This window comes from Bacillus sp. AFS012607, from assembly GCF_002558005.1.
In the GTDB taxonomy this organism is placed as follows: Bacteria; Bacillota; Bacilli; order Bacillales; family Bacillaceae_G; genus Bacillus_A; species Bacillus_A thuringiensis_S.
Genome location: NZ_NTVM01000006.1, coordinates 452,222 through 466,952, shown reverse-complemented (window position 1 = coordinate 466,952; position 14,731 = coordinate 452,222). Strand labels below are relative to the sequence as shown.

Below are 14,731 nucleotides of genomic sequence, written 5' to 3'. Positions count from 1 at the left end.
TGCTTTTACTATATTTTAAACTGACTCGTATACAAATCAAAATAGAATCCTTTATCTTCCATGAGAGATTCATGATTCCCTCTTTCTAAAATATTTCCATCTTTTATAACAAGGATTTGATCTGCCTTTTCAATTGTTTTAAGTCGATGAGCGATCACAAAACTTGTGCGACCTCTCATTAAATTATTTAGTCCTGCTTGTATTTGTAATTCTGTTCTTGTGTCAATATTAGATGTCGCTTCGTCGAGAATTAATATATCTGCATCTGCTAAAATTGCTCGTGCAATCGCAAGAAGTTGTTTTTGTCCTTGACTTAAATTCGATCCTTCTGAAGCAATTTCTGTTTCATATTGATTTGGCAAATGCTTAATAAAAGAATGTGCAGATGCTGCCTTAGCTGCAGTGATGACTTCTTCATCACTAGCATCTAAGCGTCCATAACGGATATTATCCATAATCGAGCCTGCAAATAAATACGTATCCTGTAAAACTACTCCTATTTTACTTCGTAAAGAATTAATATCATAATCTTTTATACCTTTTCCATCAATATGAATTTGTCCTTGCTGTATATCGTAAAAACGAGTTAACAAATTAATGATTGTTGTTTTCCCTGATCCAGTCGGACCAACTAAAGCAATTGTCTCTCCTGGCTGCGCTTTAAGACTTACTTCTTTTAAAATCGTTTTATTTTCTGCGTAGCCAAATGAAACATTCTCAAGTACAACATGCCCTTGTAAATTTTGTACAACAAATGCGTCTTTTTTATTTTGAATTTCTGGTACCTCATCCATAATCTCAAAAACACGTTCTCCACCAGCAACTGCTGCTTGAATTGTATTCATTAAAGTCGCAAATTGACTTAACGGTCTTGAGAATTGACGAGAATAATTAATAAAAGCCGCAATAACACCTACTGTTGTCATTCCGTTTAAGACCATAACTGATCCAGTCCCAATGACAAGCCCCATACCTAAGTTATTAATAAAGTTCATACTTGGAAAAATAAAAGCTGAAAATGTATCAGCCTTCGTAGCTGAAACTCTTAGCTGTTCATTAATTTTATTGAAATTTTGTACAGTTTCTTTTTCTTTTCCGTACAACGTTGTAACATCCGCACCTGTAATTGCTTCCTCAATAAATCCATTTAATTCACCTAAATCTTTTTGACGCTTCGCAAAGTTTTTACCACTATATGCAACTAGTTTTTTTGTAACGTAAAACATAATAGGTACTGTAATTAAAGTTACAATTGCTAAAATCCAATTTAAGGCGAACATCGCAATCGTTACACCTATAAAAGTTAACGCTGATGAAATAATTTGTACAACACTTTGTGTCAAAGCTTGGTTCAAATTATCTATATCATTTGTCACACGGCTCATTAAATCACCTTGAGAACGTACATCAAAGAACCGTAAAGAAAGCGTTTGGATTTTCTCAAAAATATCTTGTCGTATTTTTTGAATTGTTTTTAATGCAACGTTAATCATGACAAACGTTTGTAACCATGTTAAAAGTACCGTTACACCATAAATCGCGATAAGTAACATACACATTCTTGCTGTACCACTTAAATCTTTCGGTACAATATATTGATCTATAATGACTCCCATAAAATATGGACCTAATAATCCAAGTAATGTAGTAACAACTACTAGAAATATAACAAACATAAGAGCAGCTTTTTGATAGCCCATATAATTCCATATCCGCATTACAGTTCCTTGAGCATTTTTAGCTTTTCCCATCTTTGGCGTGTTTCTTCTACCTTTATTAGCAAATTGTCCTTGAAAATTACGCATGTTCTTCCCCACCTTCTTTATACAAATTACCACCTTGGGAAAGATAAATTTCCTGATAAACCTCACTTTGTTCTAACAATTGTTCATGTGTACCATTACCAACTAATTCACCATTATCTAATACAAGTATTTTATCCGCATCCATTATGGAAGAAATTTTGGACGCAATTAATAAAGTCGTTGTGCCTTTATATTTTGTTTTTAAAGCTGTTTGAATAGTAGCCTCTGATTTCGCATCAACTGCTGATGTAGAATCATCTAATATTAGAATCGGTGGTTTTCTCACAAGTGCTCTTGCAATTGATACACGTTGTTTTTGTCCACCTGATAGATTTGTTGCACCTTGTGTTAAATTATATTGATAAGATTCTTCCAGCTTATTGATAAACTCAGTCGCACAAGCTGATGCAGTTGCTACTTCCAGCTCATCGTGTGTTGCATCTTCTTTACCATAACGTAAATTCTCTTCTATACTACCTGAGAACAACAACGCCTTCTGAGGTACAAAGCCTATTGAAGCACGGATTTTTTGCAAATCATATGTTTTAACATCTATTCCATCTATACATATTTCACCTTGATCCACATCATATAGACGTGGTAACAGTTTCGCTAAGGTTGATTTACCACTTCCAGTCGATCCAATAATCCCTACTTTTTCACCTTTTTGTATGCTAAACGAAATATCTTTTAAAACATATTCATTATTTTTCGTATAGCTATAACTAACATTTTTAAATTCTATATTCCCCTCGATTTTCTCAGGTTCAATCGCATTCGCTTCGCTTATAATATCAACTTCAGTATTTAACACTTGCTTTACACGATCCGCAGATGGAAAAGCTCGCGCAATTTGAATAAATACCATGCTAATCGACATAAGTGACATTAAAATGATATTCAAGTAATTAATAAATGCCAAAATCGCTCCTACTTGAAGTGTTCCACTGAATACTTTTTCTCCACCAATCCATAATGTTGCAACAATCCCGCCACTTACAACTAGCATAATGATTGGCATCATTAAAGAAATAAGTTGCACAGCTCGAATATTTATCTTCGTTAAATTTGTATTTACATTTCCAAATTGAGCGATTTCATATTTTTGTCTTACATACGCTTTTATAACACGCACACCAGATAAATTTTCTTGTAACTTTGTATTCACTTTATCTAATGCCTCTTGCACCTTTTTAAATGTACCACTTGCTTTACTTGCAATTAAAATAATTGCAAGTAATAAAATTGGAACAACTACAAGTAATATTGGAAATAACTCTCGCGCTGTTACAAAAACAATAATTATACTTCCGATAAATAACAGTGGGCCACGAACGAGAACACGTAATGTCATCGTCATTGCCGATTGAATAGAAGTGATATCATTCGTCACAATCGTTAATAATTTACCTGTTCCAAATGAATCACGATTATTACTAGAAAATGTTTCTATTTTTGCAAACACATCTTTTCTTATGTCTGTAGCGAAATTAACAGCTGCTTTTGTAGAATACATCATACACCCAAGCCCTCCAACTAAACCGAGTGCTGCTGCCCCTATCATAAGAAGCCCCATTTTTATTACATAATTTAAATCCCGATTTGCAATCCCAACATCAATGATATGTTGCATAATAGTCGGTTGAATTAAGTCCATCGCAACCTCAAGTACCATAAATAGCGGTCCAATAATAGCGAAGAACATGTATGGTTTTAAATACTGTAATAACTTACGAAATGATTTCATACATAATCTCCTTTTCCCATGAAATTACCACTGAATAATTCATATCCCTCCTTATTTAAGCGATATATTTTGTAATTTCTTCATTACTTCTATTATATTATGTAAATTAATATTTAACATTATTAAATGATAAGCATTAATGACTTTCTGGTCAATAAATGTGCTTTATATTATGTAAATACAAAAACCGCATTCTTACTGAAAAGAATACGGTTTTTCATCTATATTTCTTCAATTGTAAAATTTAAAAACTCAGTCTCAAATCCCTTATTTTTAGAAGGACTACACGTGTAAAAACCTATTTTAATAGGCTCATTCCCTATATCCTCCATTAAATGAGTGATTCTTATTTGTTCCCATTGATGGCTCTTTTTCACATATATTGTATAATCACCACGTTTTCGAATAATTCGAAAACGAATTTGTTGCTTAGCTTCTTCAGTTGGATAATCTTGCGTTGACCAGTCAGAATATCCATTATTCGTTACGACAGCACCTAAGTGAGATGGCCCTTCAGGGATATATTCTAAAGATGTTTTTAGCCAACAGTTCTCCGAAATCATAACAAAAAGACCTGCTTGATCGAATTTTGAATTTGGATTCATACGTAACTGAACTTCAGCTTGAAAGTCTGTCATCATCTCATTATAAAATACATGACCATTCATTACTTCAAAACCATAATGTGTTTTAAGCCAAAAATCAGTTTCTGCTTTCGAACGGACAATAAACGCATGATTGTCATTAATCTTATAGTATTCAGGTACATTCATTATAGTGAGTTGCTCAATACGTTCTGGTATATACGATATATAAAGCATTTATATAGACATTTAAAACTCCGCTAATACTGGGAATTTATAACCTTTAAAATCTAACTCTTTATCACTTCGAACCATTAAATACTTACTAGACTGTAATTCTGTAAACTGTACATCCTCAATCCCTAATTGATCTGGAGAAAAATAAAATTCGATTTCCGTAAACCTTTCATTGATTTCTCCACATATTTCATCTAAAACCGGAAGTACTGGCGCAAATACTCCAAATAATTTCAACTTTTCATTGTCTACTTCATAAACGATTAAAGCATCTAGTTTCTCTGAATAATACAATTTCTCATTCCATTCCGAGTCATACATATTCAAATAAAATGAAGGACGGAAATTTAAAGTTGAAAAATTATTTGAAAGTCTTTGGCCACTATCAATAGTTTCATGTATTAACTGTCTATTCTCTACATTATAGTAATCTAATTTTTTAAGTAGTGAATCGTTATTATTGTTTTTATCGTATGGTATAGTCATCAAATATTCCTGCACAACTTTAAATCCAAACGCTGTATATAGTTCAGGTTTTTCCGTAAACAATAATGTACATTCACATTTCTTATCGATTTCTTCTATCATTTTACCCATTAATTGTTTCATTAGCCCTTGTCTACGGAAATTAGGATGTGTCATTACTGATTGAATACCCGCCGCATTTATTTTTTCTCCATTAATTAATAATGGGAGTGAAAATGCCGCAACATTTGCAATCACTTTATCTTCTTGTAAAAATGATAAAGCTTTATATGTATCATCCCAATACCCTTTATCCGAAAAATCATTCAATGTTTGAGTTGTAATTTCAAACACTTCTTCAAATAAAGGAAATAACTGCTCTCTTTTCGGTTCTTCTATTAGAAGACTTGCCATTTTTTCAACATTCCCCATGTTGTACCTCCAAATGTTAAATTCCATTAAATTAGATATACTTATATGACCTACTCTTAAAAATAGAGGTCTTACCAATCAATATACTATCATAAAACATAAAAAAAAAGTCTAATTAATTTTATGTTTTGACTATTTGAAAATAAGTCGAATAAAACAATATTAAGATTTTTGGATATTAATTAGTTTATTATATAAAAATAGCGCTTTCTAATTAGCTTTTACTAATAGAAATACACTATTTATAATAAAATATTTTTAGTCTTTTATCCCTTCAAGTCTTTCCTTCGTATTAATTTCTTCTCCACTTATACGCTTTTCAAAAGACTTTCTCCAACTACTTGAAAGTGCATTTACTTCTAATATCCTTTTTATCCCTTCAATATTTTGTTTTTCCTTGTGCATGATACGGTTAGCAAACGCTACTGAAACACCTTTTGGATCAGACTGTAGTCTTTTTAATGTATCGACTGATGATACCCATCCTTCTTTTAATACGCGAAAATAGAATCCTGTATATCCTGTTTCTTGAAAATATAGTGGTAACTTTGGAATATTATATTTTTTTGCTAATTTAAAACAAGGTTGCCTTGGTTGTGTTACCTGTACGATTGCCTGTCCTAGCTCAAACGTATCACCAATACAAACATCCTCTTCGCGCATACCACTAACTGTTATATTTTCTCCAAAAGCCCCATATACAAGATCTTGATTCAATTCTTGTTCCCAGTATGGATAGTGATCACCAGTATAAACACAAACTGCTTTATCTACTCCTCCATGATGAACTAAGTCCGCCTGTCCATCTCCATTAAACTTTACAAAGGATAAATATACCGGTTCCTTTACTTGTTTCTTATTTATGCCTGTATGAATTACTTTTCCGCCGTATGTAACCTCTTTTGGTAATCCTATATTTAAAGATAATAATCGATATTCATTAGCCATTCTATTTCCTCCTTTAAAGGTGTTACATGTATTTTCTCTCGATTAATTTTTACAACCCTCTCTGCTATATAAAGATGATTATAAAACCTCTAAAATCATTGTTCAATTCAATTTTTTATATAATAATGATAGGTATAACCTATTATTATACTTGAGGTGATTTCAATCGAATTACGACAACTTGAATACTTTTTAGCTGTTTCAAAAGAATTACATTTCACAAAAGCAGCTGAGAAATTAAATATTTCACAGCCTTCACTAAGTCAACAAATACGTGCATTAGAGCATGAAGTAGGAATGCCACTTTTCGATCGAATTGGTAAAAAAATATCTTTAACTGAAGCAGGGAAGATTTTATTATCACATTGTAAAACCATTTTTCATGAAGTCGAACAAGCTCGTTCAGCCCTTCAAGACCTAAACGGATTACAGCAAGGTTCCTTAACAATAGGGGCTTTGTTAACCGTCGTAAATTATTTACTACCACCAGCTATTTTAAATTTCAATAATTTATATCCCAATATAGAGCTTTCTGTATTAGGGCTTCGTACAGGAGATATTCGTGAAAAATTATTACAAAACGAACTAGATATCGGCATTACATTTCTCCCGGTGCAAGATAAAGAAATTATCTCCATCCCTCTATACAAAAGCGACCTTACATTGGTCGTGCCAACTGGTCATCGATTAGCTAAACGTAATCATGTATCTATTACTGAACTACAGAACTACCCTTTAATTCTTTTACCTAAAAATTTCTTTTTAACCGAACTAATTACATCTCATTGTCAAAAATTCAACTTTAGACCAAGACCAATTTTAGAAATTAGTACGATGGAATCTTTAATCCAAATGGTTTCTAAAGGAATGGGAATTACAGTGTTACCACAACCATATATAGACTTTTTACAAAATAAAAACATTCAAGCTATTAAAATAGAAAACCCTACTCCAATAATTGAAATAGGGCTTATTTATAGAAAAGATAAATATATGTGTGCTGCCACTCGAGAATTTATTGAGCAACTACAAATCACAGTACGTTCTTTCCAAAACTAAACAAAAGAGATTGTCCTATGAAATCGTTTCACAACGATCTAGTAGAATAATCTCTTTTCAAAAAAGTAAACATTGCATGTAAACTCTTATAAATTTTAATGTACCTTTTTAGATATTGGAATATATTTTGTAAAATATGCACCAACTAGCAATAATACAATTGAAAATAACCAAGTAAAAACACCGCCAAAATGAAACCAATATGCAAACATATTTAATATTGCGAGTGAAAAGAAACAAATAGAAGTTAGCGCACTTTTCAATCCTTTTATCTCGGATTTTTTTCTCTTTTGATAAGCAATATACATCGCAATAACAAGAAAAAAGATAAGAACAAATGGTAACATAACTTTTAGCATTGGTAATCCCTCCAGTGTATATGCACTCTTTATATTACCATCTTATCCTATTTATCTTTTAGGCATCAATTTATTCTTATCTTCCCTCCAAAAGTCAGTATAAGTTTTATTTTTAAAGTTCACATTCACCTCAGAAAACGGCATACTTCCTCCAACTTTCAATGAGTACAAACCGGGAAATCATTAACGATTCCCCAATTTTTCAAACTATATTAAAGTATCCCCTTTTCCACTAAAGTCTCTGCGATTTGAACTGAATTCCAAGCCGCACCTTTCAATAAATTATCGGAAACAATCCAGAGGTGGAATCCGTTTGGCGTATCAGGATCTTTACGTATTCTTCCGACAAATGTATCTATTTTCCCTTCTGCATATAATGGCATTGGATACAGCTGTTCACTAGGGTTATCCTGCAAAATAACACCTGGTGCATCCATTAATACTTCCTTAATTTCCGCAACGGTTGCTTCTTTTTCCAGTTCTATATAAACCGATTCTGAATGCCCTGATACGACTGGAACACGTACACAAGTAGCTGCCATTTTCAAGTTTTCATCTTCTAATATTTTCTTCGTTTCTTGAATCATCTTTACTTCTTCAAAAGTAAAATCATTGTCTGTAAATATATCTACTTGAGGCAGTACATTAAACGCTATTGGATAATGTTTTTTATCTTTTTTCGCCGGTAATATATCACTTTTCACTTCTTTACCAGCAAGCATAGACTTAGCCTGCTCTTGTAATTCATGAATCGCATGAATGCCAGAACCCGATACAGCTTGATATGTTGAAACGATAATTCTTTCTAAACCGAATGATTTTCGAATCGGCTGAAGTGCAGTTACCATCTGTAATGCTGAACAATTTGGAACTGCAATAATACCTTTATGCCGCTCTAAAGTATGCGCATTCACTTCCGGAACAACGAGCGGTACACCTTGTGCCATTCGGTACTCACTTGTGTTATCAATTACAATCGCACCACTAGAAACTGCATGAGTTACAAATTGTCTAGATACTTCTCCCCCAGCACTAAAAAAGGCAATATCTACACCTTCAAAGCTAGTTGTTTTTGCCTCTTGTATAATTATCTCTCGTCCTTTGAATCTTACTTTCTTACCGGCGGATCGTTTTGATGAAAGCAATGTAACTTCAACTATATTAAACTTCATTTCATTCTCTAACAGTTCAATAATTTTTTGCCCTACCGCACCTGTAGCCCCAACAACAGCTACATGATAGCCCTTTTTGATCATCTTTTCTCCTCCAATATCACTTGAATGAATATTTCCACAATTTTATTTTATACGGAATTTAATCATTTGGAAAATTAAAATACATGATATAATCATTCACAAATCATGATAATAAAAGAGGGATCGCTTATGGAAATGAGACATGTTAAAACATTTTGCGCCATTGTGAAGTATGGTAATTTTTCTAAAGCTGCTCATGCGCTAGGTTATGCGCAATCTACTGTTACAGCACATATGAAAGCTTTAGAGAACGATTTACATATTCCTCTTTTCGATCGGTTAGGGAAAAAAGTGCTACTTACAAAAGCAGGTCATCAATTTCATCCTTATGCATTAGAATTACTTGCAATATATGAAAAAGCGCAAGAAATCCCCCAAAATACAGATTATTTAGAAGGTACATTAAGTATTACATCTAATGAATCATTAGCGGTATACCGATTACCACAATTATTACGTACTTACAAACAGAAAAATCCGAAAGTAAATATCGTACTTGAAACAAACACAAATGAACAAGCATTACAAAAATTACGTGAAGGAGAAACAGACGTTGTCTTCATAATTGGAGAAAGTATAGAACATAATGATTTTATTACGCGTACTTTTAGTAATGAAACATTTGGATGGATTTTACCAGCTTATTCCGCTGCACACGCAAATCCATTCCAGTTATTACAGGACACCCAGTTCATTTTTACAGAACAAAGCTGCGGCTATAGGCCAATGGTAGATCGTTTTTTACGTCAAAGTGGAAATATTCCAGCTAAAACATTTGAAACTTCCAATGTTGAAGTCATTAAACAATCCGTTATGTGTGAATTAGGCATTTCAATTCTTCCTTATATCGTTGTACAAGAAAGTTGCCAAAAAGAACAACTATGTTTTCAGCCTATCGAAACTCCAACCATTATTCAAAGTCATGTAATCTATCATAAATCCAGATGGATTTCCCCGGTATTACAGTCGTTTCTTTCTTTACTTGAACGAGACTAAAATATTAAGACGTACATATAAAAAGAGTAATTGCCTAATAAGCAATTACTCTTTTTCATTAATTAGTATACTATTTATTAGTCTGTCCCCCGCCTGCAATTAATTTACTACCTGAATATGTACCTTTGTTCATAAACACTTGATTAATTAATTCTTTTTGCTCAGCTTCCGACATTACTCCTTTTCCTTCTCCTAAATTCCCGCTTTGTAATTTCCAAATCTTATTGTGATCTGCATCAACTTTTTCATATTTTCCTTGTTTCCATCGTTCTAAAATTTCTACATATGTACTTCCCTGTACAAGATCATTACTCTTTACAATATCAATTAAGCTTTCAATCCGCTCTTGTGTAATAAAAATATAGCCCCACTTTTGATCAGCTTTCGCTTTTTGATGTGCCATTTCATGTAATGCTGTCTGTATGTTCTCATCTGTCCATTTAAAATTTTTATTAAAACCACTATTCGGCAATGAATAATTGCCATTTTCTAAAAGCTTTGCATCTTCTGCTTTTACATTACTATCAGCTAATACTTCTACTGCTGGAGCAGCTGGTGATGCCTTTTTCGCAGCTGGTTTACTATTATTTAAATAATACAGCATACCATATGTTAAACCTACTCCAATTACCGCCATACCAGCTAGAATACCTATTATTTTAAATAGTGTTTTCATCGCGCTTGTTTCCTCCCAAATATCTCTGTTCTTACTACCTAATTACTTCTTATATAAAAACTGTTCCTTCATTCAAAATATCGCATCCCATCCCCTATCATATTATTTATATATACTTCCTCATATTGTATTTCTTTTTCTTTAAAATTGAAAGATTATTCTGTTAAATATTGAAAATATTCTACAAATTTTCCCTTTATATTTATAAAGAAACAAAAAACAACGAGCGCGATAAATAACACTCGTTGTTTTTACTTTATGCACGATTTTCTTTTAACCACTTCGTAATAGCATCTAACCTCGAAACATCAAAACGTCTTTCTTCACAAACATTTAAACTGTTTAAATTCTTTACAATTTCTATTTCATTCGATTTTACACTTTTCGCCTCAATTAATTTACAATACCCATCTGTAACAGAATTTAAATTTTCATAATAACACTGAAACGATTTTGATATATGTAAATGTTTTTCAAAGTTTCTCCTTCTTTTCGTTTCATCAGATACTTTCCGCTTTCTAAGTTCTTCATCGTTCGTATATAAATAAAAATATTGATCCGGAAAACCAATTTCCCTATTTATCATCTTTTCTTTATAAAAATTTTCTATTAAAGATAATGGCTGATTAAATAGATCAAAATGAAAACACCAATTATAACTAAGTGGCTGATATATATCGCCATCGAGTATTACTAATTCATATTGCTCTGACTTCTGAACAGCTATATTCCAGCGCTCAACTTGTTTTTCAAAATACCATGTTCTATGTTCATTTTTTGGCCTTTCAAATAAAGAATTGACTTCAGGTATTATATAAGCACCATAATTCTTTTCTAATTCACGGCACGTGGTACTTTTACCAACAGCGCTTGCTCCCTCAAATGCTATTATCCCCATAGTTTCTCCCTCTTTCATTAACTAAAATTTCGTTGTTTCGCTTTTCTTCCCCATAACTTTCTCCATAAAACAATTGAAGCGACAGTGAGCATGATTGTTGTAATGATACTACCTTCAATTCCGAACGTGCCTCCATGAAGGAATTCGGGGCCATTTGTTGCAGGTTTAAATAGCGGCGTTGAATATATGGTCATCCCGCTAACTGCAAAACCGTAGACGTTATATTGTGCCCAATTCCAAATGGAATGCCATGCGCAAATCCCCCACAGACTACTGTCTTTTAAAACGTAAAAAGCTGCAAATACACCAACTAATATTATATTCGATATTGAAAGAATTGTAATACCTGGATTAAGTAAATGAAGAAAACCAAATAAGAAAGATGTCACAACAATCCCAACCCATATACGACTTCTAACAGAAAGAACCGAGAATAACCAACCTCGTACAATAATTTCTTCCGTTGCCCCTTGTATTAAAAATGCAACTAAAGAACCTACAATACCCAATATAGCGGTTACTGTAATTTTTTGTATTTGTAATGTTACAACTCCTGCTAATAGGAGTAAAATTACTGGTATTGAAATGAAAACAAATCCTATTAATGTACCTCTCAAATATTTTCTTATCCATTGATTTCTCCAAAAACCAATGGATGAAAATGATCTTTTCTCTACAAATCTAATCCATAAAAACACAAAAAATATTGCGCCGCCAAACGTTAATATCATCTCAATGTCGCTATAAATCGCCTTCATAAAAGTTGTTTCTGCTTTCGGTAAAATCAGCATAAACAACATAAATAATTCACCTAAAGTTAAAAATATAATCGCGAGTATGACAGCAAAAACAGGATGAACTTTTCTTCTTCCTTCTTTTGCTGCTTCAATTATTTTAAATTGTTTATTTTGCAATATTCTATCCTCCTAATTATGGTACTCATCAGCAATATTAAAATAATATTTAGCCTTTTATTTAAACTTATTTTTTCATATAAATGATTTTTGTTTGGAATAAATCCAAATTAGGAATAATATATAAATAAAAGAGGTGCCTTTGTGCCTTTACTATTATCACCCAGATTACTCAGTGGTATTACCAGCACTTGCTATTTCCCACCATTTGTTGTAAGATAGTAATTAAGGTCAATTTAACACTATATTTTCTTTGCATATTATCAAGTATCAATCAGGGACAGTTTGTACTCCTTATGGGTTTTTGATAATATGTGAAATTTTATTTTCATTCAAATAAGGCCGATCATATTGTAATTTTTCTACTTTTAGGAGGCATTACCATGACATTAACAGGTAAAGTAAAATGGTTTAACAGCGAAAAAGGTTTCGGTTTCATCGAAGTTGCAGACGGTAACGACGTATTCGTTCACTTCTCAGCTATCACTGGCGACGGCTTCAAGTCTCTTGACGAAGGTCAAGAAGTTAGCTTCGAAGTTGAAGAAGGTAACCGCGGACCTCAAGCTAAAAACGTTGTAAAGCTATAATTCAAACAATAAAAAGGTTGTTACCAGCAAGGTTAACAACCTTTTTAATATATAACTAAAATTTTTTACATAAAAGGAGTGGTTACATGTATCGCAATCGAAAGAACGATGTAGCAGAAGTACCACCAGAACAAACCCCTGTTTGGGAATGTGAATCAGAGGATTGTTTAGGATGGATGAGAAAGAACTTTTCATTTGAAGAAGAGCCTAAATGCCCTTTATGTAAAAGTAGCATGAAAAGCGGAGAACGTTTATTACCTAAATTAGGTTAATTTATAATAAAAAAAACCTCTTTTAATTAAGAGGTTTTTTTATTATAAATTTATGTCCTCAACATCAGTTCGCACTATAGAATACAATAATGCATCGTGTTGCTTATTTCCTTGATGAATATATCCGCGCAATAGTCCTTCCTTTTGGAAGCCAATTTTAGATAACATTCTACAAGAAGTAACATTTTCAGGATATGTAATAGCTCCAATTCTAAACAAACCTAAATCTTTAAATCCATAATCAATAATTTCTCCAGCTGCTTCTGAAGCATAACCATTTCCCCAATAGCGAGGATGCAGATCATATCCAATCTCAGATCGTTTACTCCATAATTGTAAATTGTTTAGTCCAATTGTTCCTATTAAAACGTTCGTTTCTTTTAACACAATTCCCCATCGTATTGCCTTTTTCTCAAAGTAATTTTTTGAAAAAGATTCGATCATACGTGAAGCTTGTCCAAACTCCGTAAAAGAATTCATACCGTAGTAACACGTCACTTCATCCAATGAAAAGATTTCATATATTTTTTGACAATAAGATTGTTCTATTTCAACTAAACGTAAGCGTTCTGTTTCTAATATAGGAAATGCCATAGGATCACTCCTTTCTCTCTACTCATTCATTATATCAGAAAAAATATGTATAATTAGTAAAGTCCTTATTGTTCCATAAATCAAACATTTCTAATGGCACATTCTCTCTTAATTCTATATACACGAATTAGATACCTTCTGATTGCACCTCAAACATGACGCTATAATTTCCATAAATCGAATTTTAAATTATCAAGAACTGTAAAGAAATTGTTTCTTCATTTTCTCCTTCTAAACAACCAACCTACCCCATACATTTATGGTAAAATATAGTTAATATATTATTTTATTGTGGAGGTGTAAATTTCCTATGTATATATTCATCGGCTTATCCCTCTTACTCATATTACTTATTTTTTTATTCGCAAAAAAATTCACACCAAACTCATTCATGATGACTAGCTTTAAAGGCAATAGCTTTAAGAAATTTTCAATCGGTATTTTAATCGCTGCCATACTCTCACTTTCATATGGAACTTATCATGTAGTAACATTTCAACCTAGTTATTTAGATATTAAATTTAAAAATCAAAACTACACTATTCTCGGTAATGTAGGCGAATTCGGTTATTTCTCCGAAGAATTATTAAAAAAAGATACAGAAGTTCAACTATATTTCGTCTCTTGGAAAACAAGGCAGTTAAAAAATCCGGTAATACTTATAGAATATCCTTCAGGAAAACAAGAAACATGGGAGCCAAATATCGTATCAATACCGATAAATAAGTTACAAGAAAAACATGATATAAAAGATATTTATCAACTATCACCGTATTCATTTAAAGAGTCTGGAGAAATAACATTAACAATAAAAGAAAACAATGTAAAAAACAATACAATTTCCATTCAAATAAAATAAATAAAAACTGTTCCTCCATTTTGCTGAAGGAACAGTTTTTATT

16 protein-coding genes and 1 pseudogene are annotated in these 14,731 nt (G+C 32.3%); 5 read left to right on the top strand and 12 right to left on the bottom strand.

Annotated features, from left to right (window positions below):
- Positions 1-8: 8 nt before the first annotated feature.
- From CN409_RS07070 to CN409_RS07050, 5 genes are all read right to left on the bottom strand, one after another.
- Positions 9-1,805: an ABC transporter ATP-binding protein gene (locus CN409_RS07070; RefSeq protein WP_097981669.1), complete on the bottom strand. Its 1,797-nt coding sequence runs from the start codon at positions 1,803-1,805 to the stop codon at positions 9-11.
- Positions 1,798-3,552, bottom strand: a complete 1,755-nt coding sequence (locus tag CN409_RS07065) for an ABC transporter ATP-binding protein (RefSeq protein ID WP_097981671.1) — start codon at positions 3,550-3,552, stop codon at positions 1,798-1,800. Before CN409_RS07065 ends, CN409_RS07070 begins: the two co-directional genes overlap by 8 nt.
- Before the next feature lie 221 nt (positions 3,553-3,773).
- The gene (locus CN409_RS07060; protein WP_000965798.1) at positions 3,774-4,373 is read right to left on the bottom strand and encodes a DUF1349 domain-containing protein; all 600 of its coding nucleotides are present in this window, start codon (positions 4,371-4,373) and stop codon (positions 3,774-3,776) included.
- Between the two features lie 12 nt (positions 4,374-4,385).
- Positions 4,386-5,270 carry a GNAT family N-acetyltransferase gene (locus CN409_RS07055; RefSeq protein ID WP_000528682.1) on the bottom strand — a complete coding sequence of 295 codons (885 nt, stop codon included), beginning with the start codon at positions 5,268-5,270 and terminating at the stop codon, positions 4,386-4,388.
- A gap of 258 nt (positions 5,271-5,528) precedes the next feature.
- Positions 5,529-6,218: an MOSC domain-containing protein gene (locus CN409_RS07050; RefSeq protein WP_001263005.1), complete on the bottom strand. Its 690-nt coding sequence runs from the start codon at positions 6,216-6,218 to the stop codon at positions 5,529-5,531.
- A gap of 156 nt (positions 6,219-6,374) precedes the next feature.
- On the opposite strand from CN409_RS07050, the gene CN409_RS07045 reads away from it, so the two are divergent.
- Positions 6,375-7,277: a LysR family transcriptional regulator gene (locus CN409_RS07045; protein WP_000623400.1), complete on the top strand. Its 903-nt coding sequence runs from the start codon at positions 6,375-6,377 to the stop codon at positions 7,275-7,277.
- A gap of 95 nt (positions 7,278-7,372) precedes the next feature.
- Here the strand turns inward: CN409_RS07045 and CN409_RS07040 are convergent, their stop codons facing one another.
- From CN409_RS07040 to CN409_RS07030, 3 genes and pseudogenes are all read right to left on the bottom strand, one after another.
- Positions 7,373-7,636 (bottom strand): hypothetical protein, encoded by a 264-nt coding sequence (locus tag CN409_RS07040; RefSeq protein ID WP_000921855.1) that lies wholly within the window; start codon positions 7,634-7,636, stop codon positions 7,373-7,375.
- Between the two features lie 51 nt (positions 7,637-7,687).
- A pseudogene (locus CN409_RS07035) lies at positions 7,688-7,804 on the bottom strand (C45 family autoproteolytic acyltransferase/hydolase); the annotation flags it as partial.
- Positions 7,805-7,848: 44 nt separating this feature from the next.
- A complete protein-coding gene (locus CN409_RS07030; RefSeq protein ID WP_000591706.1) occupies positions 7,849-8,892 on the bottom strand; it encodes an aspartate-semialdehyde dehydrogenase in 1,044 nt (347 codons plus the stop codon).
- A 129-nt stretch (positions 8,893-9,021) separates the two neighbouring features.
- Between CN409_RS07030 and CN409_RS07025 the strand changes: the two genes are divergently transcribed.
- On the top strand, positions 9,022-9,888 hold the full coding sequence (locus CN409_RS07025) for a LysR family transcriptional regulator (protein WP_000425889.1): 867 nt from the start codon (positions 9,022-9,024) through the stop codon (positions 9,886-9,888).
- Positions 9,889-9,958: 70 nt separating this feature from the next.
- Here CN409_RS07025 and CN409_RS07020 read toward each other — a convergent pair whose 3' ends face one another.
- The 3 genes from CN409_RS07020 to CN409_RS07010 form a co-directional block, all read right to left on the bottom strand.
- Positions 9,959-10,564, bottom strand: coding sequence for a PRK06770 family protein (locus CN409_RS07020; protein ID WP_000853597.1), 606 nt, complete (start codon positions 10,562-10,564; stop codon positions 9,959-9,961).
- A gap of 256 nt (positions 10,565-10,820) precedes the next feature.
- Entirely contained in the window at positions 10,821-11,480 is a 660-nt protein-coding gene (locus CN409_RS07015) for a nucleoside/nucleotide kinase family protein (protein ID WP_003309476.1), read from the bottom strand.
- Entirely contained in the window at positions 11,480-12,376 is an 897-nt protein-coding gene (locus CN409_RS07010; protein WP_001180192.1) for a CPBP family intramembrane glutamic endopeptidase, read from the bottom strand. Before CN409_RS07010 ends, CN409_RS07015 begins: the two co-directional genes overlap by 1 nt.
- 383 nt (positions 12,377-12,759) lie before the next feature.
- Here CN409_RS07010 and cspD point away from each other — a divergent pair, with 383 nt between their 5' ends.
- Both cspD and CN409_RS07000 read left to right on the top strand, forming a co-directional pair.
- The gene (gene cspD / locus CN409_RS07005; RefSeq protein WP_000176366.1) at positions 12,760-12,963 is read left to right on the top strand and encodes a cold-shock protein CspD; all 204 of its coding nucleotides are present in this window, start codon (positions 12,760-12,762) and stop codon (positions 12,961-12,963) included.
- 86 nt (positions 12,964-13,049) lie between these two features.
- Positions 13,050-13,235 (top strand): cold-shock protein, encoded by a 186-nt coding sequence (locus tag CN409_RS07000; RefSeq protein ID WP_000286203.1) that lies wholly within the window; start codon positions 13,050-13,052, stop codon positions 13,233-13,235.
- A 42-nt stretch (positions 13,236-13,277) separates the two neighbouring features.
- Here the strand turns inward: CN409_RS07000 and CN409_RS06995 are convergent, their stop codons facing one another.
- Positions 13,278-13,829, bottom strand: a complete 552-nt coding sequence (locus CN409_RS06995) for a GNAT family N-acetyltransferase (protein ID WP_000885387.1) — start codon at positions 13,827-13,829, stop codon at positions 13,278-13,280.
- A 310-nt stretch (positions 13,830-14,139) separates the two neighbouring features.
- On the opposite strand from CN409_RS06995, the gene CN409_RS06990 reads away from it, so the two are divergent.
- Complete coding sequence (locus CN409_RS06990) at positions 14,140-14,688, top strand: hypothetical protein (protein WP_097981672.1); 549 nt, start codon at positions 14,140-14,142, stop codon at positions 14,686-14,688.
- Positions 14,689-14,731: the final 43 nt, after the last annotated feature.